The sequence below is a fragment of the Variovorax paradoxus genome (assembly GCF_030815975.1).
Classification (GTDB): Bacteria; Pseudomonadota; Gammaproteobacteria; order Burkholderiales; family Burkholderiaceae_C; genus Variovorax; species Variovorax paradoxus_N.
Map to the genome: position 1 here is coordinate 308,264 of NZ_JAUSXL010000002.1, position 19,607 is coordinate 327,870.

17 protein-coding genes are annotated in these 19,607 nt (G+C 67.9%); 11 read left to right on the plus strand and 6 right to left on the minus strand.

Translation table 11 applies throughout. The features are described 5' to 3' along the window. Positions 1–10: 10 nt before the first annotated feature. Positions 11–1,462, plus strand: coding sequence for an MFS transporter (locus QFZ47_RS05230; RefSeq protein ID WP_307654639.1), 1,452 nt, complete (start codon positions 11–13; stop codon positions 1,460–1,462). Positions 1,463–1,481: 19 nt separating this feature from the next. On the opposite strand, the gene QFZ47_RS05235 is transcribed toward QFZ47_RS05230, so the two are convergent. After that, positions 1,482–2,711 carry an SUMF1/EgtB/PvdO family nonheme iron enzyme gene (locus tag QFZ47_RS05235; protein ID WP_307658887.1) on the minus strand — a complete coding sequence of 410 codons (1,230 nt, stop codon included), beginning with the start codon at positions 2,709–2,711 and terminating at the stop codon, positions 1,482–1,484. Positions 2,712–2,972: 261 nt separating this feature from the next. Here QFZ47_RS05235 and QFZ47_RS05240 point away from each other — a divergent pair, with 261 nt between their 5' ends. After that, the gene (locus QFZ47_RS05240; protein ID WP_307654640.1) at positions 2,973–3,569 is read left to right on the plus strand and encodes a TRAP transporter small permease subunit; all 597 of its coding nucleotides are present in this window, start codon (positions 2,973–2,975) and stop codon (positions 3,567–3,569) included. Positions 3,570–3,581: 12 nt separating this feature from the next. Beyond that, the gene (locus QFZ47_RS05245; RefSeq protein ID WP_307654641.1) at positions 3,582–5,375 is read left to right on the plus strand and encodes a TRAP transporter large permease; all 1,794 of its coding nucleotides are present in this window, start codon (positions 3,582–3,584) and stop codon (positions 5,373–5,375) included. Positions 5,376–5,490: 115 nt separating this feature from the next. Here QFZ47_RS05245 and QFZ47_RS05250 read toward each other — a convergent pair whose 3' ends face one another. The 4 genes from QFZ47_RS05250 to QFZ47_RS05265 form a co-directional block, all read right to left on the minus strand. Continuing rightward, on the minus strand, positions 5,491–6,573 hold the full coding sequence (locus QFZ47_RS05250; RefSeq protein ID WP_307654642.1) for a TRAP transporter substrate-binding protein: 1,083 nt from the start codon (positions 6,571–6,573) through the stop codon (positions 5,491–5,493). 112 nt (positions 6,574–6,685) lie between these two features. Further along, positions 6,686–8,542 carry a 1-deoxy-D-xylulose-5-phosphate synthase gene (dxs, locus tag QFZ47_RS05255; RefSeq protein ID WP_307654643.1) on the minus strand — a complete coding sequence of 619 codons (1,857 nt, stop codon included), beginning with the start codon at positions 8,540–8,542 and terminating at the stop codon, positions 6,686–6,688. A 38-nt stretch (positions 8,543–8,580) separates the two neighbouring features. Further along, complete coding sequence (locus tag QFZ47_RS05260) at positions 8,581–9,498, minus strand: polyprenyl synthetase family protein (protein WP_307654644.1); 918 nt, start codon at positions 9,496–9,498, stop codon at positions 8,581–8,583. Continuing rightward, entirely contained in the window at positions 9,495–9,761 is a 267-nt protein-coding gene (locus QFZ47_RS05265) for an exodeoxyribonuclease VII small subunit (protein ID WP_307654645.1), read from the minus strand. The genes QFZ47_RS05260 and QFZ47_RS05265 overlap by 4 nt, the downstream gene beginning before the upstream one ends. Positions 9,762–9,974: 213 nt before the next feature. Between QFZ47_RS05265 and QFZ47_RS05270 the strand changes: the two genes are divergently transcribed. From QFZ47_RS05270 to QFZ47_RS05305, 8 genes are all read left to right on the plus strand, one after another. Next, a complete protein-coding gene (locus QFZ47_RS05270) occupies positions 9,975–11,117 on the plus strand; it encodes an aromatic ring-hydroxylating oxygenase subunit alpha (RefSeq protein WP_307654646.1) in 1,143 nt (380 codons plus the stop codon). Positions 11,118–11,143: 26 nt separating this feature from the next. After that, positions 11,144–12,061: a DMT family transporter gene (locus QFZ47_RS05275; RefSeq protein ID WP_307658888.1), complete on the plus strand. Its 918-nt coding sequence runs from the start codon at positions 11,144–11,146 to the stop codon at positions 12,059–12,061. Positions 12,062–12,098: 37 nt separating this feature from the next. Further along, complete coding sequence (locus QFZ47_RS05280) at positions 12,099–13,007, plus strand: sulfurtransferase (RefSeq protein ID WP_307654647.1); 909 nt, start codon at positions 12,099–12,101, stop codon at positions 13,005–13,007. Beyond that, a complete protein-coding gene (locus QFZ47_RS05285; protein WP_307654648.1) occupies positions 13,004–13,582 on the plus strand; it encodes a DUF2796 domain-containing protein in 579 nt (192 codons plus the stop codon). The genes QFZ47_RS05280 and QFZ47_RS05285 overlap by 4 nt, the downstream gene beginning before the upstream one ends. A 4-nt stretch (positions 13,583–13,586) precedes the next feature. Further along, complete coding sequence (locus tag QFZ47_RS05290; RefSeq protein WP_307654649.1) at positions 13,587–14,336, plus strand: ABC transporter ATP-binding protein; 750 nt, start codon at positions 13,587–13,589, stop codon at positions 14,334–14,336. 1 nt (position 14,337) lies between these two features. Next, on the plus strand, positions 14,338–15,600 hold the full coding sequence (locus tag QFZ47_RS05295) for an ABC transporter permease (protein WP_307654650.1): 1,263 nt from the start codon (positions 14,338–14,340) through the stop codon (positions 15,598–15,600). A gap of 3 nt (positions 15,601–15,603) precedes the next feature. Then, positions 15,604–16,245 carry a DUF3299 domain-containing protein gene (locus QFZ47_RS05300; protein ID WP_307654651.1) on the plus strand — a complete coding sequence of 214 codons (642 nt, stop codon included), beginning with the start codon at positions 15,604–15,606 and terminating at the stop codon, positions 16,243–16,245. Between the two features lie 155 nt (positions 16,246–16,400). Next, complete coding sequence (locus QFZ47_RS05305; protein ID WP_307654652.1) at positions 16,401–18,302, plus strand: DUF3300 domain-containing protein; 1,902 nt, start codon at positions 16,401–16,403, stop codon at positions 18,300–18,302. 21 nt (positions 18,303–18,323) lie between these two features. Here QFZ47_RS05305 and QFZ47_RS05310 read toward each other — a convergent pair whose 3' ends face one another. Beyond that, positions 18,324–19,592 carry a glutamate carboxypeptidase gene (locus tag QFZ47_RS05310; RefSeq protein ID WP_307654653.1) on the minus strand — a complete coding sequence of 423 codons (1,269 nt, stop codon included), beginning with the start codon at positions 19,590–19,592 and terminating at the stop codon, positions 18,324–18,326. Positions 19,593–19,607 lie beyond the last annotated feature (15 nt).

Consider the following 19,607-nt stretch of genomic DNA (forward strand, 5'->3'; position numbering starts at 1 on the left):
GGTTGTGCCCATGACAGCTGCGGTGCTCAGCGACATTCCCGCCCGTCTCGATCGCCTGCCCTGGTCGCGCTGGCACTGGCGCGTGGTGGTCGCGCTCGGCGTGGCCTGGGTGCTCGACGGCCTCGAGGTGACGCTGGTCGGCTCGATCGGCGCCGTGCTCGAGCGGCCCGACACGCTGGGGCTCAGCGCCGGCGAGATCGGCTGGTCGGGCTCGATCTACATTGCGGGCGCGGTGATCGGCGCCCTGCTCTTCGGCCGCCTGACTGACCGGCTCGGGCGCAAGAAGCTGTTCCTGGTCACGCTGGTGGTCTACACGGTGGGCACGCTGGCCACCGCGTTCTCGCCGAACTTCGCCTTCTTTGCGCTGTGTCGTTTCGTCACGGGCCTGGGCATCGGCGGCGAATACGCGGCCATCAACTCGGCCATCGACGAGCTCATTCCGGCGCGCGTGCGCGGCCGCGTCAACCTCGCAATCAACGGCAGCTTCTGGATCGGCGCGGCGCTGGGTGCCGGGCTCAGCCTGGTGCTGCTCGATCCGCGCGTGATCGGTCCGGTGTGGGGCTGGCGCGCGGGCTTCGCGCTGGGCGCGGTGCTGGCGGTGGCCATCCTGCTGGTGCGGCGCGATGTGCCGGAAAGCCCGCGCTGGCTGATGGCGCATGGCCGCGCCGACGAGGCGCTTCGCATCATCGAAGACATCGAGGCCCAGGTCAGTGCACAGCACGGCCCGCTGGCGCTGGCCGAGGGCCGCGTGGCCTACGGCGGCGGGCGCCACCGCAGCCCGTCGATGCGCGAGGTGGCGCACGTGCTGCTGCGCCGCTACCGCGAGCGCAGCGTGGTCGCGGTGGCGCTGATGGTTTCGCAGGCCTTCTTCTACAACGCGATCTTCTTCACCTATGCGTTGGTGCTCACGCGCTTCTACGGCGTGGCCGAGGACAACGTGGCGCTCTACATCTTTCCTTTCGCGCTCGGCAACGTGCTCGGGCCGCTGCTGCTGGGCCCGCTGTTCGACAGCGTGGGCCGGCGCAAGATGATCGCGCTGACCTACGTGCTCGCGGGCGTGGCGCTCGCGTTCACCGGCTGGGCCTTCATGATGGGATGGCTCGACGCACGCAGCCAGGCACTGTGCTGGTCGGCGGTGTTCTTCCTGGCCTCCGCCGCTGCGAGCTCGGCCTATCTCACGGTCAGCGAAGTGTTCCCGCTCGAGATGCGCGCGATGGCCATCGCGATCTTCTACGCCGTCGGCATGGGCGCGGGCGGCTTCGCGGCGCCCGTCATCTTCGGCATGCTGATCGAAACCGGCAGCCGCGGCGCGGTGATGGTGGGCTACGCGATCGGTGCCACGCTGGTCATCGTCGCGGGGCTGCTGGCGCTGCGCTATGCGGCCGATGCGGAGTGCAAGCCGCTCGAGGAAGTGGCGCCGCCGCTGTCGTCGGACATCGGGAGCACCGGCATCGGCGACTAGGCCCCGACCTGCGGGAGGCTCAGAGCGCGCATGTCCGGAAGCCGAAGAATCCGTCGTCGCGGCCAGGCAACGCAAAGCCCCGGCGCCGCGGCGAACGCAAGCGCGAGCGGGTCGCGAACGAAGCGCCGCGCAGCACGCGCGCCTCGCCGAATGCAGGCACCGGATCGAACTCGCTGCCGGCGCTCCACGGATCGGCGCGAAAGCCGGGCCAGGGCCGCAGCGTGCCCGCGGTCCACTCGTGCACGTCGGCCCAGCGGAATCCGCGCCGCGCCGCCGTGTGCGCTGCAATTTCCCACTCCACCTCGGTCGCGATGCGCCGGCCGGCCCAGCGCGCCCAGGCATCGGCCTCCCACCAGCTCAGGTGCACCGCGCTGTGGTGGCCGGCGGCGCGCACGGTGGAACCGAAACGGTGCTGCAGCACCGAGCCGCCGGCGCCCTTGCGCGCGACGCCGATCTGCTCGACGTGGCGCGGCCCGCGGCGCCCTTCGATCTGCGAGGCCAGCCAGCGCCAGCCTTGCGGATGCCAGAGCTCCTCGCGGTCGTAGCCGCCTTCGTCGACGAACTCGATGTACTGGCTCCAGGTCACGGGCTGGGCGTCGATCTCGAACTCGGGCACCTCGACGCGGTGCGCGCCCTGCTCCTGCGCGAAGGCGAATCCGCAGCCCTCGGGCAGGCCGAGCTCCCATTGCGTCGCCGGCAGCAGCAGCGGCTCGCGCGTGACGGCCATGGGCACCGGCTCGATGCCCAGAGGCAGCCCGAGCGTCTGCGCCATCACGATGAACTGCTCGCCGCGCAAATCTTCGTGGAACAACGCAAGGCGGTAGAAGTACAGCCCCGGGTCGGTCTCGGCCGTATGCTCGAGCAGTTCGAGCGTGCTCTCCAGTGTTTCGAGCAGGTAGGCCTTGGTCTGGGCCAGGTCCGGCAGGCCGGGCGACCAGCGCTGCGCGGCCGGGGCCTGGGCCGGGTTCCACCAGTCGTCGGCACCGGGATCGATGGCCGCGAGGCGGGTCGGCCGCACCGGGCACTCGGCACCGAAGGCCCGCTGGGTGTTGCGCCCGATCCACCATTCGGCAAACCAGCCGATGTGCCCGGCGAGCCAGAGCGGTGGCACCACACCCTCATCGCTTGTGCGCTCCACGGCGAGCGCGGGCGAGCCCAGCGCCTCCTCGTAGAGCGACAACAGGTGCAGCGTGTGGTTGCGTGCGTCGATCAGGGCGAGCGAGAGCAGTTCGCGGCCGGCGCGCCGCATGTCGGGCGATTCGATGGAGTGCGGCAAGCCCCGTGGGCAGCGGGGGCGGCGACGACGAGGGCATGTTTCATTATCGCGAGCCGGCGCACCAGCGCGGCGCATGGCGGCGGGCCTACGGGAATACACCGCCCGTGCCCGTCCGAAAACGGCTTTGCGCGCCGATAAAATCGCGCGTCCGCCGAAAGCCCCCGGACCGCCGCTCGCCGGCGGACCCCGGCCCGCTTCTGCATCCAAGCATCCATTTCCTCTCTGGAGAAGAGCATGAATTTCCTGCTCAGATTTTCGCGCGCGGTCGATTGGCTCAATGGCCAGCTCGGCAAGTACGTGATCTGGCTCATCCTTGCGTCCACCGTGATCAGCGGCGTCAATGCCGTGGTCCGGAAGGTGTTCAACGTCAGCTCCAACGCCTATCTCGAAGTGCAGTGGTATCTGTTCGCCGCGTCCTTCCTGATTGCCGCGGGCTATACCCTCTTGAACCAGGAGCACGTGAAGATCGACGTGATCCTCAGCCGCTTGTCCAAGCGCGGCCAGATCTGGGTCGACATCATCGGCTTCAGCTTCTTCCTCACACCGGTCTGCCTGGCCATCCTCTGGTATGGCATTCCGTTCTTCCTGCAGGGCTACCGCTCGGGCGAAATGTCGAACAACGCCGGCGGGCTGATCCGCTGGCCGATCTACGCCATGATCCCGCTGGGCTTCACGCTGCTGATGCTCCAGGGCTGGTCCGAGCTCATCAAGCGCATCGCCTTCCTGCAGGGCCGCATCGACGATCCCACGCAAAAGCGTGAAGAAAAGACCGCCGAAGAAGAACTGGCCGAGTCGATCCGCCGGCTCGCCGAATCCAACGTCAAAGGCTGAGCGGTAGCACCCATGGAATTCATCGCACAAAACTTCGCCCCGATCATGTTCGCGGGGCTGATCGTCTTCCTGCTGTTCGGCTTCCCGGTGGCGTTCAGCCTCGGCGCCTGCGGCCTGTTCTTCGGCTTCGTCGGCGTGGAGCTCGGCCTGCTGCCCGAAGCGCTGCTGCAGGCGCTGCCGCTGCGGGTGTTCGGCATCATGCAGAACGACACGCTGCTGGCCATTCCGTTCTTCACGCTCATGGGGCTGATCCTCGAGCGAAGCGGCATGGCCGAAGACCTGCTCGACTCGATCGGCCAGCTCTTCGGCCCGGTGCGCGGCGGCCTGGCGCTGGCCGTGATCTTCGTGGGTGCGCTGCTCGCGGCCACCACCGGCGTGGTCGCAGCCTCGGTCATCTCGATGGGCCTGATCTCGCTGCCGATCATGCTGCGCTACGGCTATGACCGGCGGCTTGCCTCGGGGGTGATTGCGGCCTCGGGCACGCTGGCGCAGATCATTCCGCCCTCGCTGGTGCTGATCATCATGGCCGACCAGCTCGGCCGCAGCGTGGGCGACATGTACAAGGGCGCGTTCGTGCCGGGCTTCATGCTGACCGCCATGTATGCGGGCTACGTGATCCTGCTGGCCATCTTCAAGCCCAAGTGGGTTCCGGCCCTGCCGCTCGAAGCACGCACCTTCCGCGAGCCGAGCGGCAGCAGCGGCCTGCCCTCGCTGCTCGTGCTGACCATCATTGCCACCGCAGCGGCCATGTTCTTTGCCGAGCACATTGCCGACGTCCACACCTGGTGGACCGGCGAGCCCGTGGCCAGCGTGGCCACCGACGAAACCATCGTGGTGTCGATGTGCGTGGGCGTGATGCTGGCCTTCCTGATCGCGGTGGCCAACCGCCTGCTGCGGCTGCGCCTCTTGTCGCGCATTGCCGAGCGCGTGACCTTCGTGCTGATCCCGCCGCTGCTGCTGATCTTCCTGGTGCTGGGCACGATTTTCCTCGGCGTGGCCACCCCCACCGAAGGCGGCGCCATGGGTGCGCTCGGGGCCTTCATCATGGCCATGGTGCGCGGCCGGCTCAGCATGAGGCTGCTCAAGCAGGCGCTCAACACCACCACCAAGCTGTCGTGCTTCGTGGTGTTCATCCTGATCGGCTCGACCATCTTCAGCCTGGTGTTCCAGGGCGTGGACGGACCGCGCTGGGTCGAGCACCTGCTGACCGGCATGCCCGGTGGCCAACTCGGCTTCCTGATCCTGGTGAACGTGCTGATCTTCTTCCTGGCGTTCTTCCTCGACTTCTTCGAGCTCTCGTTCATCGTCGTGCCGCTCCTGGCACCCGTGGCGCACAAGCTCGGCATCGACCTGATCTGGTTCGGCGTGCTGCTGGCGGTGAACATGCAGACCTCGTTCATGCATCCGCCCTTCGGCTTTGCGCTGTTCTACCTGCGCAGCGTGGCGCCGACCAAGGCCTACAACGACAAGGTCACGAACGAGCGCATCGAGCCGGTCACCACCATGCAGATCTACTGGGGGGCCGTGCCCTTCGTGCTGATCCAGATCATCATGGTCGGCCTGATCATCGCGTTCCCGGCCATCGTCTCGAGCGGACTCGACAAGGAGGTGGCGGTCGACCTCGACAAGATCGGAGCCGAGATGCAGGCCAACATGCCGAAGGACGATTCCCAGCCCGCTCCCGAGCCGCAGCCGGGCGCCTCGGCACCGGCCGGCGGCGAAGCGCCTGCTGCGCCTTCGGGCGCGGAAGAAGACCCGATGAAGGCCATGCAGGAACAGCTGGACCGGGACGCCGGCAAGAAGTAGTTCTCGAAGAAGGCCGCCGGCAGGCCCTTCGGGGCTTGCGGCGGCTGGGACTTCCCCGAGACCCAAAAAAAAGCCCCGCGGCGCGGGGCTTTTTGCTGTCCGGAATGAACCCGGATCAGAGCTTGAGCGTGGACATGAACGAGTCGAAGCGCGATTCCGCAAAACGGAACCAGAGCACCTGGTCGCGCTGGAAGCTGCGGAAGTCGGCGTAGATCTTCTTCCACTCGGGGCTCTTGGCGTCGTTCTCGGCATAGACCTCGAGCGAAGCCTTGTAGGCGGCGTCCATCATGGCTTGCGAGAACGGCAGCACCTTGGTCTTGGCGGCCACGAGCTGCTTGAGCGCGATGGGGTTCAGCGCGTCGTACTTGGCGAGCATGTCCGACGACGCCAAGGCCGCGGCGGCTTCCACGATGGCCTTGTTCTCGGCCGAGAGGCCGTCCATGGCCTTCTGGTTGATGAAGAAGTCCACTTCCGGACCGCCTTCCCACCAGCCGGGGTAGTAGTAGAACGGCGCCACCTTGTTGAAGCCGAGCTTCTGGTCGTCGTACGGTCCCACCCATTCGGCGGCATCGATGGTGCCCTTTTCGAGCGCCTGGTAGATCTCGCCACCCGGCAGGCTCTGCGGCACGGCGCCCAGCTTCTGCATGACCTCGCCGATCAGGCCGCCGCCCAGGCGCATCTTCATGCCCTTGAAATCCGCCACCGACTTGATTTCCTTGCGGAACCAGCCGCCCATCTGGCAGCCCGTGTTGCCGCCGGCGAAGCTCACCATGTTGTACTTGGCGTAGAACTCGTTCATGAGCTTGCGGCCATTGCCGTGCATCATCCACGCCGTCATCTGGCGCGAGTTCAGGCCGAACGGAATGGCCGAGCCCAGCGCGAACGCGGGGTTCTTGCCGTAGAAGTAGTAGGGCACGGTGTGGCACATCTCGACCGAACCGTTCTGCACGCCGTCCACCACGCCGAAGGGAGGCATCAGCTCGCCGCCGGCATGCACCGAGATTTCGAACTTGCCGCCCGACATGGCCTTGACCGCCTTGGCGAAGACTTCCGCGCCGCCGTAGATGGTGTCGAGCGACTTGGGAAAGCTCGATGCCAGGCGCCAGCGGACGGCCGCCTGCGCATGAACTGCGGGCGCAATGCCGGCGGCCAGAACGCCAGCGATGCCGGCGTTTTTGATGAGGGAACGACGATCCATTGAATTCACTCCGAGTGCATTGGAAAAAACGAAACGCGGCTTGTGGCCGCGTCGAGGACTTTTGTGAGTCCCGGTTATTGTAAAAACGCGCTTACACGCGGCCGGCCGGGGTTTACCCTGCGGCGGCGCCGAAGCGCTGCGCGACCGAAGCGGCGATGCCGGCCGCATCGAGCCCGATCGACGCGAGCAGCTTGCCCGGATCGCCATGCTCGATGAAGCGGTCGGGCAGGCCCAGCTGCAGCACCGGCTTCTGCACATTGGCCGCCTGCAGCGCCTCGAGCACCGCGCTGCCCGCGCCGCCCATGACGGCGCCTTCTTCGAGCGTGACGATGGCCTCGTGCGTGCCCGCCACCTTCAGCAGCAGTTCGACGTCGAGCGGCTTGGCCCAGCGCATGTTGACCACCGTGGCGTCGAGCGATTCGGCCGCGGCGAGCGCCGGGTACAGCAGGCTGCCGAACGCGAGGATCGCGATGCGTTGGCCCTCGCGCCGCACCTCGCCCTTGCCGAACGGCAGTGCATCGAGCGCGAGGTGCGGCACCACGCCCGCACCGGCGCCGCGCGGATAGCGCACGGCCACCGGATGGTTCTGCTCGTAGGCGCTCGACAGCAGCTGGCGGCACTCGCGCTCGTCGGCCGGGCAGGCAATGCTCATGTTGGGAATGCAGCGCAGGAACGAGATGTCGTAGGCGCCCGCGTGCGTGGCGCCGTCCGCGCCCACGAGGCCGGCGCGGTCGAGCGCGAACACCACCGGCAGGTTCTGGATCGCGACGTCGTGGATCAGCTGGTCGTAGGCGCGCTGCAGGAAGGTCGAATAGATCGCCACCACAGGTTTCAGGCCCTCGCAGGCGAGGCCGGCCGCGAAGGTGACGGCATGCTGCTCGGCAATGCCGACGTCGTAGTAGCGGTCCGGAAAACGCTGCTCGAACTCGACCAGCCCCGAGCCTTCGCGCATGGCCGGCGTGATGCCCACCAGCCGGCCGTCGTGCGCGGCCATGTCGCAGAGCCACTGGCCGAAGACCTGCGTGAAGGTCTGCTTGGCCACCGCGGTGGGCTTGACCAGCCCCACCTGCGGATCGAACTTGCCGGGCCCGTGGTAGGCCACCGGATCGGCTTCGGCCAGCTTGTAGCCCTGTCCCTTCTTGGTGACCACATGCAGGAACTGCGGGCCGTCGAGGTGCTTGAGGTTCTCGAGCGTGGGCACCAGCGAGTCGAGGTCGTGGCCATCGATGGGGCCGACGTAGTTGAAGCCGAACTGCTCGAACAGCGTGGCCGGCACCACCATGCCCTTGGCATGCTGCTCGAAGCGCTTGGCCAGCTCGAACAGCGGCGGCGCGGCGCGCAGCACGCTCTTGCCGACGTTCTTGGCAGCGGCGTAGAAGTTGCCGCTCATGAGCTGCGCGAGGTAGCGGTTGAGCGCGCCCACGGGCGGGCTGATCGACATGTCGTTGTCGTTCAGGATCACCAGCAGCTTGCAGTCGCACACGCCGGCGTTGTTGAGCGCCTCGAAGGCCATGCCGGCCGTGAGCGCGCCGTCGCCGATGATGGCTACGGCGTGGCGGTCTTCGCCCTTCTGCTTGGCCGCCATCGCCATGCCGAGCGCGGCCGAGATGCTGGTCGATGAATGCGCCGTGCCGAAGGTGTCGTATTCGCTTTCGCTGCGCTGCGGAAAGCCCGAGATGCCGCCGATCTGGCGCAGCGTGGGCATGCGCTCGCGCCGGCCGGTCAGGATCTTGTGCGGGTAGGTCTGGTGGCCCACGTCCCACACCAGGCGATCGTGCGGCGTGTTGAACACATGGTGCAGCGCAACGGTGAGCTCGACGGTGCCAAGATTGGAGCTCAGGTGGCCGCCGGTGCGTGAGACGTTGTCGAGCACGCAGGCGCGCACCTCGTCGCACAGCTGCCTGAGCTGGGCGCGGTCGAATTGGCGGATCGGCGATGGATCGTGAAGCGTGGGAAGCAGCGCAGCCATGGGATCGTGTTGGTTCTTCTTGTCCATCTGTGAACTGTTCATCGGTCGCGGTCGACGACCATGTGGGCCAGCGCGCGCAAGGCCGCGGTGTCGGCCAGGCCGCTGCGCTCCAGCGCCGCAAGCGATTCGGCCAGCAGTTGCCTGGCCTGCGCGCGCGCGCCATCGAGGCCCCAGAGCGAGACGTAAGTGGGCTTGTCGGCGGCCGCATCCTTGCCGGCCGTCTTGCCGAGGGTCTGCGAATCGGCCGTGACGTCGAGGATGTCGTCGACCACCTGAAACGCCAGGCCAATGGCGCCGCCGTAGTCGCGCAGAGCGGCCAGCGCCGCGGGCGCCACGGCGCCGGCGCAGGCCGCGCCCATCTCGACGCTGCCCTGCAGCAGCGCGCCGGTCTTCAGGCGGTGCATTTCACGCAGCTGCGCTTCGTCGAGCGCCAGGCCCACGCTGGCCAGGTCGATGGCCTGCCCGCCCGCCATGCCCTGGCTGCCCGCGGCACGCGCGAGCAGGCGGCACAGCATGGCCTGGATCGATGCGGGAATCTCGTCGCCGTCGGGCGTGAGCAGCTCGAAGGCCAAGGCCTGCAGGGCGTCGCCGGCCAGCAGCGCATCGGCTTCGCCGAACTTCACGTGCACCGTGGGCTTGCCACGCCGCAGCACGTCGTTGTCCATGCTCGGCAGGTCGTCGTGCACCAGCGAGTAGGCGTGGATCAGCTCCGTTGCGCAGGCCGCGCGCAGCGCCGCGGCCGCATTGCCGCCGACCGCTTCGCTCGCGGCCAGCACCAAGAGCGGCCGCAGCCGCTTGCCACCATCGAGCACGGCATAGCGCATGGCATCACCGAGCAGCACCGGCGCATCGACGCCGACCCATCGCGACAGCGCCGCCTCGACGCGCGCCAGATGCGGGTCGCTCCAACTGGCCAGGCGCGCGGCATCCCACGTCACCACGTTAGCCGCGCTCATTCGGCAGTCCAGGGCTTGAGGCTCCCCGCATCGAGCACCTTGATCTGGTCTTCGACCGCCTGGAGCTTTTCGCGGCAGAAGGCAAGCAGTGCCGCGCCGCGCTGGTAGCTGCCGAGCAACTGGTCGAGCGGCAGCTGGCCCGACTCGAGTTCTGCAACCAATTGTTCCAACTCCTGGAGCCCGGCTTCGTAGCTGGCCGGCAGCGGCCCGGTGTCGGGCTTGGCGGCCGGGCTGGACGTGGCGGAAGAAGGGACCTTGGGCATGCGAGAGAACGAGTGTGAAACCGCGCATTTTAGGACGGGGAAGCAAACGGGCGCCGGCATGCGGCGAGCCGCGGGCACGGCACTGCCCCCTTGGGTACAATCCTGGCTTCCCATGCCGGCCAACCCGGCACAACTCTTCGGGCCGTCGCCCTCCAGACGGCGCCTTCCGTCTTTTCTTTTTTTCTCCCTGTGGGGAGCTTGGTCAGGTCCTCCATGTCTGATTTAAGTCTTCAACTGCAGCAGGCCACGAGCCAACTTCCAGTTTCCGCGTACTTCGACGAGTCGCTCTATGCGCGCGAAATGCAAACGCTGTTCGCGCAGGGCCCGCGCTACGTGGGCCACCGGCTGGCCGTGCCCGAGCCCGGCAACTTCCATACCCTGCCGCAGGAGCACCAGGGCCGCGCGCTGGTGCACACGCCCAAGGGCGTGGAACTCATCTCCAACGTGTGCCGCCACCGGCAGGCGCTCATTCTCCAGGGCCGCGGCCAGCTCGACCGCCAGGCCGGAGGCAACATCGTGTGCCCGCTGCACCGCTGGACCTATGCGGCGAGCGACCCGCGCACCACGGGCACGCTGATCGGCGCGCCGCACTTCCAGCAGGACCCCTGCCTCAACCTGCACAACTATCCGCTCACCGAGTGGAACGGCCTGCTGTTCGAAGGCGGCCCGGACGGCGGCGGGCGCGACGTGGCGGCTGACATGGCCGAGCTCGGCCCGCGTGCCGACCTCGACTTCACGGGCTACGCGCTCGACCGCGTCGAACTGCACGAGTGCAACTACAACTGGAAGACCTTCATCGAGGTCTACCTCGAGGACTACCACGTCGGCCCGTTCCATCCGGGCCTGGGCAGCTTCGTCACCTGCGACGACCTGCGCTGGGAGTTCAACCGCAACTTCTCGGTGCAGACCGTGGGCGTGGCCAACCGGCTCGGCCGCGCGGGCAGCCCCATCTACCAGAAATGGCAGGAGCAGCTGCTCAAGTACCGCGAGGGCAAGCCGCCCAAGTACGGCGCCATCTGGCTCACCTACTATCCGCACGTGATGGTCGAGTGGTATCCGCATGTGCTCACGGTTTCGACGCTGCATCCGGTGAGCCCCACGAAGACGCTCAACATGGTCGAGTTCTTCTACCCCGAGGAAATCGTGGCCTTCGAGCGCGAATTCGTCGAGGCCCAGCAGGCCGCCTACATGGAAACCTGCGTGGAAGACGACGAGATCGCCGAGCGCATGGACGCCGGCCGCCGCGCGCTCATGCTGCGCGGCGACGACGAGAGCGGCCCCTACCAGAGCCCGATGGAAGACGGCATGCAGCAGTTCCACGAGTGGTACCGCAGCGCAATGCAGAACAACGCCTGAGCCGGACAACAGTGCAAGCGCTCTGGATGGTGCTCGGCGCCTTTTTGTTCGCCACCATGAGCGTGGTCGTGAAAGTCGCCTCGGCCTGGTTCAACAGTGGCGAGATGGTGCTCGGGCGCGGCCTGATCGGCATCGTGTTCCTGTGGCTTCTGGCGCGCAACCGCGGCGTCTCGCTGGCCACCCGCTATCCCGGCATGCACGCCTGGCGCAGCACCATCGGCGTGGTGTCGCTCGGCGCATGGTTCTATGCCATTGCCCACATGCCGCTGGCCACGGCCGTCACGCTCAACTACATGAGCAGCGTGTGGATCGCGGCCTTCCTGGTCGGCGGCGCGCTGCTGGCCTGGGTGCCGGTGCCCGGGCGCGACGGCCGCATCGAACGCCCGCCGCTGCAGGGCACCCTGGCACTGACCGTGCTCGCGGGCTTCGTGGGCGTGGTGCTGATGCTCAAGCCTTCGGTCAGCGGCAGCGACGGCTTCGCGGGAATGCTGGGCCTGCTGTCGGGCCTCACGGCCGCCTTCGCCTACATGCAGGTGGTGGCGCTGTCGCGCATCGGCGAACCCGAGCTGCGCACGGTGTTCTATTTCGCGGTGGGCTCGGCCGTGGCCGGCGCCTTTGCCACGGCCGCCACGGGGTTTTCGGGCGGAGAATCCTGGACGTGGCAGCATGCGCTGTGGCTGCTGCCGATCGGCCTCTTGGCGGCCCTCGGGCAGCTCTGCATGACGCGCGCCTACGCCACGGCCAAGACCGAGGCCGGCACGCTCCTGGTGGCCAACCTGCAGTACTCCGGCATCATCTTTGCCGCGTTCTATGGTGTGGTGCTGTTCGACGACCGCATCGACGCCGCCGGCTGGGCCGGCATGGCGCTCATCATCGTGAGCGGCATCGCGGCCACCGTGCTGCGCCAGCGCGCGGTGCCCAAGGCACCGGCCGAAGAGCACTGATCCGCATCGCAACCGTCGACAACGAAGGAACCCCGCCATGTACACCACCCTCGTCAGCGTCGAACAACTCCAGCAGCTGCAGGCTGGCGACGCGCCCCTCATGGTCTTCGACTGCAGCTTCGATCTCATGAAGCCCGAAGCCGGCGCACAGCAATATGCCGCCGCCCACATCCCGGGCGCCCTGTATGCGAACCTCGATACCGACCTGAGCGCGAAGCACGGCGTGCCGGGCGCCCAGGGCGACGTGGTCATCGCGCAGGAAGACGGCGTGCCGGCCTCGGGCGGGCGCCATCCGCTGCCGAGCCGCGAGAAGTTCGCGGCCTGGCTGTCGAGCATCGGCTTTTCCAACGACATGCAGGCCGTGGTGTACGACCGCAACGGCGCCAACTATTGCGGCCGGCTCTGGTGGATGCTCAAGTGGATGGGCCACGACACGGTGGCCGTGCTCGACGGCGGCCTGCAGGCCTGGCAGGCCGCGGGCGGCGAGGTCACGAACCGCGAAGAGCCCGCGCACTTCCAGTCGAACTTCGTCGTGGGCGAGCCGCTTGTGAAGCTCGTCGTCACCGAGACGGTGGCGCGCCGGCTCGGCCAGCCTGACCAGAACCTGATCGACGCGCGTGCCGCTGCGCGTTATCGCGGAGAGGTGGAACCTCTGGACCCGATTGCGGGTCACATCCCCGGGGCTGCGAACCGGCCCTTCGCCGAGAACCTCGGTCCCGACGGCAAGTTCAAGCCGGCATCGCAACTGCGTGCCGAGTTCGAAGCGCTGCTCGCGGGGCGCGATCCGGCGACGGTCGTCCATCACTGCGGCAGCGGCGTGAGCGCTGTGCCCAACCTGCTCGCGATGCAGATCGCGGGCCTTGGGACGACAGCGCTCTATGCCGGCAGCTGGAGCGAATGGAGCAACACGCCGGGGCTGCCGACCCGGCAAGGCGCAGAACCATGAAACAGATCCGACTTCGACGCATTTCATCCGGCTTCGCATTCGCCGCAGCACTGTTCGCGGCTCCCTTTCTTTCTGCACAGGCCCAGCAGCAGCATGCACATGTGCACGGCCAGCTCAAGCTCGACGTGGCGATCGACGGGCCCACGGTGGTGATCGACATGGAATCCCCGCTCGACAACATCGTCGGCTTCGAGCGCGCACCCAAGTCCGCTGCCGAGAAAAAAACCGCCGAAGACGCCATCGCCCAGCTTCGCGCGGCCGACAAGCTCTTTGCCATCGACCCCGCCGCCAACTGCAAGCTCGGCCCGGTCGAGCTGCGCTCCAGCGCCCTGGGCCTCGGCAACCCCGATCCGAACGAGCCTCCGGGACATGCGGACCTCGACGCCACCTTCTCCTTCAATTGCACCAACGCGGCCGCGGCGAAGTTCATCGACGTGAATCTTTTTTCCGCCTTCAAGGGCACGCGCCAGATCGATTCGCAGATTGCATCCGCCCAAGGCCAGTTCAAGCGCCAGCTCAAGCGCCCGGCAGGCGCGCAAGCGGCCCAGCCCGTTCGCCTGAACCTGGGCAAGTGAGGCTGTGAGCACCATCCCCCAGGGCGAGGCCGTGCCGCCGCTGCGCGTGGTGCTCGCCGCCGAAGGGCTGCGCTTCTCGTGGCCCGGCATGCCAAAGCCATGCATCGACATCGAGGCCTTGCGCATCACCGCCGGCGAGGCGGTCTTCCTGCACGGCCCGAGCGGCTGCGGCAAGAGCACGCTGCTGTCGCTGCTGGCCGGCGTGCTGGTGGCGGACGAAGGCCGCGTCACGCTGCTGGGACACGACTGGTCGCAGCTCTCGGGCGCCGCGCGCGACCGCTGCCGCGTCGCGCATGTCGGCTACATCTTCCAGCAGTTCAACCTGTTGCCGTACCTGAGCGTGCTCGACAACGTGCTGCTGCCCTGCCGCTTCTCGCAGCGGCGCGAGTCGCAGGCCGCACGCGGCGGCAGTGCGCGCGACGAGGCCGAGCACCTGCTCGATCAGATGGGGCTCGACCGCAGCCTGTGGAAGCGGCAGGCGATGCAGCTCTCCGTGGGCCAGCAGCAGCGCGTCGCCGCAGCGCGCGCACTCATCGGCCAGCCCGAGGTGGTCATTGCCGACGAACCCACCTCCGCGCTCGACGAAGACCGGCGCGAGGCCTTTCTCGACGTGCTGCTGACGGCCTGCGCCGTCAACAACAGCGCGCTCGTGTTCGTGAGCCACGACCAGCGCATTGCGCAGCGCTTTGCGCGGCATGTGCTGCTGCCCGAGATCAACCGCGCGGCGCCGGCGGCCATGGCGGCGGATACCTGAAATGAAGGCGCTTTTTTCCATCGCCTGGCACAGCGCCTGGAACCGGCGCTTCACGCTGGCGCTCACGGTGTTCTCGATCGCGCTGTCGACCTTCCTCCTGCTCGGCGTCGAGCGCATCCGCACCGAGCTGCGCCAGAACTTCGCGTCCTCCGTCTCGGGCACCGACCTGATCGTCGGTGCGCGCACCGGCTCCACGCAGCTGCTGCTGTACTCGGTGTTCCGCATCGGCGCGGCCACCAACAACATCTCGTGGAAGAGCGTGCAGGCCCTGGCCGCGCACCCCGGCGTCGACTGGGTGGTGCCGCTTTCGCTCGGCGACTCGCACCGCGGCTTCGCGGTGCTGGCCACCTCGCCCGAATACTTCACGCGCTTTCGCTACGGCAACCGGCAGCCGCTCGCGCTGCGCGAAGGCAAGCCCTTCAGTGCGCTGTTCGATGCGGTGGTGGGCGCCGAAGTGGCCGACAAGCTCGGCTACCACGTCGGCCAGAAGATCACGCTGGCCCACGGCAGCGGCGAACTCAACGCGTCCGAGCATGCCGACAAGCCCTTCACCGTGGTCGGCGTGCTCGCGCGCACCGGCACGCCGGTCGACCGCACGGTGCACATCGGCCTCGAAGCGATGGAAGCCATCCACCTCGAATGGGTGGGCGGCGCGCCGATGCCGGGCGTGAAGATCCCGGCCGAGCAGGTGCGCAAGTTCGACCTCACACCCAAGAACGTGACGGCCGCGCTCGTGGGCCTGAAGAACCGTTCGGCCGTGTTCGGCGTGCAGCGCTGGATTTCCACCTACACCGGCGAGCCGCTGATGGCCATCCTGCCGGGCGTGGCGCTCGACGAGCTGTGGAGCGTGATCGGCATCGGCGAGAACGCCTTGCTGCTGATGTCGGCGCTGGTGGCGCTGGTGAGCCTTGCGGGCCTGGTCTCGGTGGTGATGGCGGGGCTGAACGAAAGGCGGCGCGAGCTGGCCGTGCTGCGCGCCGTGGGCGCCGGCCTGCGCCATGTGCTGGCGCTGCTCGCGCTCGAAGGCGCCATGGTCACCGTGCTGGGCGTGGCCTTCGGCGTGGTGATGGCGGTGCTCGGCATCGCCCTGCTCGCGCCATGGCTGCAGTCGCAGTTCGGGCTGACATTGAGCCTTTCGCAACCTACACTGAATGAATGGCTGCTGATGGCGAGCCTGCTGGTCGCGGGCTGGCTGGCCAGCCTCTTGCCCGGCATTCGTGCCTACCGGCTCTCTTTGGCCGACGGCCTCTCACCGAGGATTTAGACCATGCGCATCGCAAAGAAGATCTCCACGCTCCAAGCCTTCACCCGGCTTTCGATGCTGCTGGCTGGCGCCGGCCTCGCAGCCGCCACGTGGGCCGCCGAGCCGGCGCCCAAGGACACGACCGCATCGAACCCGCTCGGCGGCAAGGCCGCGCCGCCTGCCGCAGCAGCCAAAGCCCCGCCGGGCCAGCCGCGCCAGATCACCTGGGAAGAACTCGTGCCCAAGGACTGGGACCCGGCCAAGGAATTCAAGGGCATGGACCTGAGCGCGCTCAACGACGGCGACCCGCGCGCCAACGAGTTGCTCATGAAGATGCAGGAAGTGTCGAACAATGCGCCGACCAACCCGGCCATGAACGGCGCGGACATCAAGATCCCGGGCTTCATCGTGCCGCTCGAAGAAGCCAAGGGCGAGGTCACCGAGTTCCTGCTCGTGCCCTACTTCGGCGCCTGCATCCACACGCCACCACCGCCTGCCAACCAGATCCTGCACGTGGTGACGCCCAAGGGCGCCAAGTTCCGCGCCATGGACACCGTGTGGGTCACCGGCAAATTGCAGACCCTGCGCAACGATTCGATGATGGGCGTGAGCGGCTATCACGTGAGCGCGACGAGCGTCACCAAATACGCGGGCGGCGCCAAGTAGGGCTCCTGCGGGCCTGTGGTTCTGCGCCGACAGCGCAGGCGGCGCACCGCCGACACAGACCGTTGCATCGGCGATGCAGGCTGGCGTCGTCGCCCCAAGCGGCGCGCCGTTGAAGAGTTTCGAGGGCGCGGCGTCCGCGCTCACAGGAACTCCAGATGACAACAACACTGCGCCGCACACCGGTTGCGCGGCTCCTGACGATTTCGCTGTGCATCGGCGCACTCGCTGTCGCCGGCTGCAACAAGACCGACACGCCTTCGGCCCCGGCACCGGCGCCCGCGGCGCCAGTGGCCACGGCACCAGCCCCGCCCGCGCCGGCGCCCGCACCCGTGGCCTACACGCCACCCTCGGCCGAGCAGCTCTATCAACTCGTCGCACCCATCGCGCTGTATCCCGACAAGCTGGTGGCGCAGGTGCTGGCCGGATCCACCTATCCCGACCAGATCACCGCCGCGCACGGCTGGCTCGCGCAGAACGCAGCGCTCAGGGGCGGCCCGCTCGCCGATGCGGCCAACCAGCAGCCCTGGGATCCGAGCGTCAAGTCGCTCACCGCATTCCGCCCGGTGCTCGACCAGATGGCCGGCAACATCGCGTGGACCGAGGCGCTCGGACAGGCCTACTACAACGATCCGGCCGACGTGATGAACGCCATCCAGGTCATGCGCCAGCGCGCCCAGGCGGCGGGCCGGCTCAAGACCAACAACAGGCTGCGCGTGGCCAGCGCTGCCACGCCGCGCAACTACGCGCCCGCGCCGGACGTGCAGCCCGTCTATGCCGGCCCTGCCGTGGTCGAGCCGCCGCCGCAGTTCATCACCATCGAGCCCGCCCAGCCCGACGTGGTCTACGTGCCGAGCTACGACCCGCAGCGCATCTACGGCGAGCCCGTGCCCGTGTACCCCGGCTATGCGTATGCCCCGCCCGTCGAGGCCGCGCCCGGCTACAGCCGCGGCCAGATGGCGGCGGCCGGTGCGTTCACCTTCGGGCTCGGCGTGGTCGTGGGCGCCGCGCTGGAACGCCACGACTGGGGCTGGCGTTCATGGGACATGAACTGGGGCGCGCCGCGCTACCGCGATCGCGACCGCGCGGTGGCGCCGGCCTATGCGCGGCCCGCGGTGGTCTACAACAACAGCACCTACATCTCGCGTTCGACGACCGTGGTCAACAACGTGCGCAACGTCTACAACAACAACGCGCCGCGCGGTCTGCCGCCAGGCGCTCCCGCTCCCAATTTCGCGGCCGCGCCGGGCCTGCCCCCGCCGCATAACGCCCAGTTCGCGCAGCAGCAGCAGCAGCAACAGCAACAGCAACGAGAGCAGCAAGCGCGGCAGCAGCAAGCCTTCATGCGCCAGCAGCAGGAGCAGCAACAAGCCGGGCAACAGGCCCAGCAGTTGCAGGCGCGCCAGCGCCAGCAAGCGCAGCAGGAACGACAGGCACGTCTTCAGCAACAGCAGCAGCAGCAACAAGACAGGGCGCAGCGCCAGCAAGCGCAACAGGCACAGCAACAGGAGCGACAAGCACGGCAGCAGGCGCGCAACATACCCCAGCAACCGCCGCAGGCCCTGCTTCAACAACAGCAGCAGGAACAAGCGCGGCGACAACAGGCCCAGCAACAACAGCAACAGGCACGCGCGGCCAGCCGGCAGGCCCAACAGCAACAGCAACAGCAGGCCATGCAAGAGCGCCAGCAACAAAGACAATCGGCACAGCAGGAGCAATCAAGGCGCCAGCAGCAGATGCAGCAGCAAGCGCAGCAACAAGCCCGCGTGCTTCAGCAGCAACAGCCTCAACAGCAACAGGTGCAACGACAGCAGGCGCAGCAACAAGCCCGGCAACAGCAGCAAGAGCAGATGCACCGGCAGCAACAGCAACAGGCGCAAGCGGCACGCCAGCAGCAACAGCAACAGCAGCAACGCCAACAGCAACAGGCTCAGCAGCAGGCTCAGCAAGTCCGCCAGCAGCACCAGCAGCAACAGGCCCAGCAGCACGCGGCAGCGGCCGCCGCCGCGCATCGCCGACCACCCGGCCGACCCGGCGAACCGCCCAAGGATCAGCCCTGAGGGCGGCCGCCGAGACGCGGGTTACTGCTTGCCGATTTCCGTCAGCAGCCGGGTGACGAGATAGAGGCGCGGCACGATCGAGTCGACCTCGATGTATTCGTCGCGCGCGTGATAGCCGAAGCCCGCCAGGCCGAAGCTCTCGACCACGGTGGCCTTGCCCGAGCGGCCCGCATAGCCCGCATCGGTGCCGCCGCCGGTCATCGGCGTGAGCGCGAGTTCGCGGTCGATTTCCTTGTAGATGGCCTGGGCCTTCTCGCCCAGCGCACGGCCCTTCTCCCCCGCCACGAAAGCCGGGCGGCCCACTTCCACCTTGAGCGTGGTCTCGGTGTCGGGCACCAGCTTGCCGCTCGCGATCTTCGCCTGCAGGGCGGCTTCGAGCTTCTTCTCGGCACCGGGCTGCGTGATGCGGATGTCGCCGAGCGCCTGCGCCTTCTCGGTGATCTGGTTGATCGGGCCGGTGGCGCGCGCCACGGTCCAGTTGAGCGCCACGCCGGGGATGTCCTTGGCCACGTCCCTGGTCTGCAGCAGCTGGTATGACAGCTCGTACAGGGCGTTGCGCCCCAGCTCGGGCGCGGCACCCGCATGCGATGCGCGGCCCTTCACGTCGAGCGTGGCCTGCGCGATGCCGGCCGCGCCCAGCAGCAGCGATTCGCCCTTGGCCACCGACTTGGCCGCGGTGGGCTCGAAGGACAGCACCGTGTCGTGCTGGTCGGCCATGGCCGCGATGAGTTCGCCGGAGCCGACCGAGCCCACTTCTTCGTCGGGATTCATGAGCACAGTGAGCGTGTCGTAGTCGCGCCAGCCCGCGTCGGCCAGTATCTTCAGCGACGCCAGCATGACCGCGAGGCCTCCCTTGTCGTCGGCGATGCCGGGGCCGTAGATCCGGTTGCCGTCGACCTTGTAGGGCTGGCTGTTCAGAATGCCTGCGGCGTACACCGTGTCCATGTGGCCCTGCAGCATGATCTTGCGCTTGCCGGTTCCCTTGAGGGTGCCGATGACGAGATCGGCCCCCGCGCCGGCCGTGGCCTTGCGCCGCTCGGTCTTGAAGCCGGCAGCCTTCAGGCGTCCTTCCACCACGTCGGCCATCTTGAGCAGGCCGTCGACGTTGAGGCTGCCCGATTCGATCAGCACCATCTCCTTGAGGCTGTCGATCACCGCGGGCTGCGCCTTCTCGGCGGCGGCGAGCAGCTTCGCATCGGGCGCGGCGTGCACGGCGGCGGCGGCGCCAAGGGCGAGGCTGCAGGCCAGCGACACAGACCGCAGGGCAAGGAAGGACGAGTGCAGGGTCATGATGGTTTCTTGTCG

Coding starts and splice junctions, on each gene's coding strand:
- QFZ47_RS05230 (WP_307654639.1), top strand. CDS start 11: ATGACAGCTGCGGTGCTCAGCGACATTCCCGCCCGTCTCGATCGCCTG.
- QFZ47_RS05235 (WP_307658887.1), bottom strand. CDS start 2,711: ATGCGGCGCGCCGGCCGCGAACTGCTCTCGCTCGCCCTGATCGACGCA.
- QFZ47_RS05240 (WP_307654640.1), top strand. CDS start 2,973: ATGAATTTCCTGCTCAGATTTTCGCGCGCGGTCGATTGGCTCAATGGC.
- QFZ47_RS05245 (WP_307654641.1), top strand. CDS start 3,582: ATGGAATTCATCGCACAAAACTTCGCCCCGATCATGTTCGCGGGGCTG.
- QFZ47_RS05250 (WP_307654642.1), bottom strand. CDS start 6,573: ATGGATCGTCGTTCCCTCATCAAAAACGCCGGCATCGCTGGCGTTCTG.
- dxs (WP_307654643.1), bottom strand. CDS start 8,542: ATGGCTGCGCTGCTTCCCACGCTTCACGATCCATCGCCGATCCGCCAA.
- QFZ47_RS05260 (WP_307654644.1), bottom strand. CDS start 9,498: ATGAGCGCGGCTAACGTGGTGACGTGGGATGCCGCGCGCCTGGCCAGT.
- QFZ47_RS05265 (WP_307654645.1), bottom strand. CDS start 9,761: ATGCCCAAGGTCCCTTCTTCCGCCACGTCCAGCCCGGCCGCCAAGCCC.
- QFZ47_RS05270 (WP_307654646.1), top strand. CDS start 9,975: ATGTCTGATTTAAGTCTTCAACTGCAGCAGGCCACGAGCCAACTTCCA.
- QFZ47_RS05275 (WP_307658888.1), top strand. CDS start 11,144: ATGGTGCTCGGCGCCTTTTTGTTCGCCACCATGAGCGTGGTCGTGAAA.
- QFZ47_RS05280 (WP_307654647.1), top strand. CDS start 12,099: ATGTACACCACCCTCGTCAGCGTCGAACAACTCCAGCAGCTGCAGGCT.
- QFZ47_RS05285 (WP_307654648.1), top strand. CDS start 13,004: ATGAAACAGATCCGACTTCGACGCATTTCATCCGGCTTCGCATTCGCC.
- QFZ47_RS05295 (WP_307654650.1), top strand. CDS start 14,338: ATGAAGGCGCTTTTTTCCATCGCCTGGCACAGCGCCTGGAACCGGCGC.
- QFZ47_RS05300 (WP_307654651.1), top strand. CDS start 15,604: ATGCGCATCGCAAAGAAGATCTCCACGCTCCAAGCCTTCACCCGGCTT.
- QFZ47_RS05305 (WP_307654652.1), top strand. CDS start 16,401: ATGACAACAACACTGCGCCGCACACCGGTTGCGCGGCTCCTGACGATT.
- QFZ47_RS05310 (WP_307654653.1), bottom strand. CDS start 19,592: ATGACCCTGCACTCGTCCTTCCTTGCCCTGCGGTCTGTGTCGCTGGCC.